General features: G+C 70.5%; 6 protein-coding genes. 2 read left to right on the forward strand and 4 right to left on the reverse strand.

The features are described 5' to 3' along the window. The first annotated feature begins 104 nt into the window (after nucleotides 1-104). Entirely contained in the window at nucleotides 105-593 is a 489-nt protein-coding gene (locus AB0H87_RS41150) for a metal-dependent hydrolase (RefSeq protein WP_360159102.1), read from the forward strand. Here AB0H87_RS41150 and AB0H87_RS41155 read toward each other — a convergent pair. Genes AB0H87_RS41155 through AB0H87_RS41170 form a run of 4 tightly spaced genes read right to left on the reverse strand, consistent with a single transcriptional unit; the run spans nucleotide 590 to nucleotide 1,719 of the window. Then, on the reverse strand, nucleotides 590-832 hold the full coding sequence (locus AB0H87_RS41155; RefSeq protein ID WP_360159105.1) for a hypothetical protein: 243 nt from the start codon (nucleotides 830-832) through the stop codon (nucleotides 590-592). The genes AB0H87_RS41150 and AB0H87_RS41155 overlap by 4 nt on opposite strands. Nucleotides 833-870: 38 nt before the next feature. After that, nucleotides 871-1,029, reverse strand: coding sequence for a hypothetical protein (locus AB0H87_RS41160; RefSeq protein WP_360159108.1), 159 nt, complete (start codon nucleotides 1,027-1,029; stop codon nucleotides 871-873). Between the two features lie 43 nt (nucleotides 1,030-1,072). Continuing rightward, nucleotides 1,073-1,426: an SgcJ/EcaC family oxidoreductase gene (locus tag AB0H87_RS41165; protein WP_360159111.1), complete on the reverse strand. Its 354-nt coding sequence runs from the start codon at nucleotides 1,424-1,426 to the stop codon at nucleotides 1,073-1,075. After that, the gene (locus AB0H87_RS41170; RefSeq protein WP_360159114.1) at nucleotides 1,423-1,719 is read right to left on the reverse strand and encodes a muconolactone Delta-isomerase family protein; all 297 of its coding nucleotides are present in this window, start codon (nucleotides 1,717-1,719) and stop codon (nucleotides 1,423-1,425) included. Before AB0H87_RS41170 ends, AB0H87_RS41165 begins: the two co-directional genes overlap by 4 nt. An 86-nt stretch (nucleotides 1,720-1,805) precedes the next feature. Between AB0H87_RS41170 and AB0H87_RS41175 the strand changes: the two genes are divergently transcribed. Then, a partial coding sequence (locus AB0H87_RS41175) for a DUF296 domain-containing protein (protein WP_360159117.1) occupies nucleotides 1,806-2,106 on the forward strand: 301 nt, incomplete at its 3' end.

Below are 2,106 nucleotides of genomic sequence, written 5' to 3' on the forward strand. Positions count from 1 at the left end.
GATGGCCAACCTGGCGCGGCAGAGCAGTCGCGAGTGGTGGGTCAGGGCGGCCGCCGTCGTCTGGTGGTGCGCGCTGGTGGTGCACTTGGTGGGGGTTCGCCGAGGTGCACGGGCTGCCGACCTGGCGGACCCACGAGCGTGAGCGGGGCGGCCAGCGGCTGCGGGTCACCGCGGTACCCGGGCGGCACGGGCCGGGCCTGATGGACCGGTTGCTGCCGGACGTGATGGGCTCGGTGGTGGAACTGGACATCATGGGGGAGACCCGGCTGCGGCTCTACATCACCGGCGACACGCTGCTGCGGCCGATGCTGGCCGAGGTGCCGCGCCGCCACGGCCCGATCGACGCCATGATCATCCACCTGGGCGGGACCCGGGTCTTCGGCGTGCTGCTCACGATGGACGGCGCCCAGGGCGCCGCCCTGACCGAGCTGGTCCGGCCGGGCCTGACGCTGCCAGTGCACTTCGACGACTACACGGTGTTCACCTCGGGCCTGCGGGACTTCGTCGACCGCGTCAAGGACCGCGGTGTGACCGAGGTCGTGCCGGTCGCCCGCGGCGACACGGTCGACCTCCCGTTGCGGGCGGCGGGCTAACCCTCGTCGGCGAGCGGCGACGCCTGCCGGTCGGTGGCGCTTTCGACGCCGTCCTGCGCACCGCGCGGGTCGACCATCCCGTCGTACGTGTAGACCGTGCGCCCCGCGGCCTGTTGGGTGGTCGGAATGTAGCGGTGCACCATCCCGTCGATCTCCAACTCGACGAGTCCGGCGTCCTCCGCCTCGAACTCGGTGCCGTCGCGGGGACCGCCCTGCAGAATCGCGTCCGTGTCAGCCATGGCGGCGTGCGTACCCTCAGGATCGAGGCTCACACCTCTCACTCGCGCCGGCGTCCCTCGTCACGCTCACGACGGGCGTTCTCCTTCAGCTCGTCCTCCTCCTGCCGCTTCATCTCGTCCAGGTCCTTCTCGTCCCCCTTGAAGAGGACCGCGTCGGTCTTGGGCGCCTTCTCCCGACTCTCCTCCGGCTCGGTCACGTCATCGCCTCCTCGGCCGCTCAGGTCGGTTGCCGCCTACCCGCTACAGGACCTGGGACACCTGGTAATGGCAGATCAACCAGTCGTCGCCGGTGCGGCGCACGATCACGCTGAGGTAGACGGGCAGGGTCGGCCGGTCCGTGAAGGCGAAGTCGACGCTCAGGTATCCCAGGACCAGGTCGTCGGCGAGGCGCCGCGTCTCGCGGATCTCGTAGGTGGCGGTCATCCCGACGGGCAATGCGGCGTAGTAGGCGGCGATGCTCGCCCGGCCGACGCTGTAGGGGTGCAGTCCCTGGAAGATCGCGTCGTCGGTGAAGTACGACGCGGCGCGCTCCGGCTCGTGGGCGTCGACGGCGGCTTTCCAGCGGTCCAGCACCGTGCGCAGGACGTCGGTCATGCCGGCTGGCCCGGGTCGCTCGGGTGCGGTGACAACGGCGTGACCGCGTCCCGTCGCCAGACGCGTAGCGGCATCGACGCGAGCACGGTTTCGAGCTGGTCCGCGTCGTCGGCGCGGAAGAGCCCCCACGTCCGCCACTCGCCGGGCGACAGCGGCGGCCGCCACAGCCGCAGGACGTTGCCCCGGGCGATCAGCTCGGCAGTGTGGGCCGCCTCCTGCCGGCGCATGTCGGCCACCTCGTCATCCGACGTGCCGGGCGGCACGGTCGTCACCATGTCAACCAGGAACTCCACCGGTCCAACCTAAGCGCCCGTCTCGGTTGAGCCGGCGGAACAGGGGAATGGGCTGGGTTTCACGGTCCCGTCGAAGGGGTGAGCCCATGAAGTCCAAGATCGTGGAAGACGCCGACGTCGTCACGTACGTGATGGTCTGTGACCCCGGCGAGGAGGCGTTCGGCGCGCTCCAGCGGCTCGCCCGCGAGGAGAACCTCGAGGCGGCCCACCTCAGCGGGCTCGGCGGCTTCGAGAGCGCGACCGTCGGCTGGTTCGACCGGGAGAAGAAGGACTTCCGGCGCATCGAGGTCGAGGCACGACCGTTGCTCCCGCCGGACAAATCTCGCTCCGCTTCGAGCCAGGCCCGCGGCGACAAGCCCATTTGGGCTCAACACAGCGGCAAGGCGT

It is taken from the genome of Asanoa sp. NPDC050611 (assembly GCF_040654855.1).
Classification (GTDB): Bacteria; Actinomycetota; Actinomycetes; order Mycobacteriales; family Micromonosporaceae; genus Asanoa.

Excerpts from the sequence above, each read along its gene's own strand:
- AB0H87_RS41165 (WP_360159111.1), bottom strand. The coding sequence starts at position 1,426 with ATGACCGACGTCCTGCGCACGGTGCTGGACCGCTGGAAAGCCGCCGTC.
- AB0H87_RS41155 (WP_360159105.1), bottom strand. The coding sequence starts at position 832 with ATGGCTGACACGGACGCGATTCTGCAGGGCGGTCCCCGCGACGGCACC.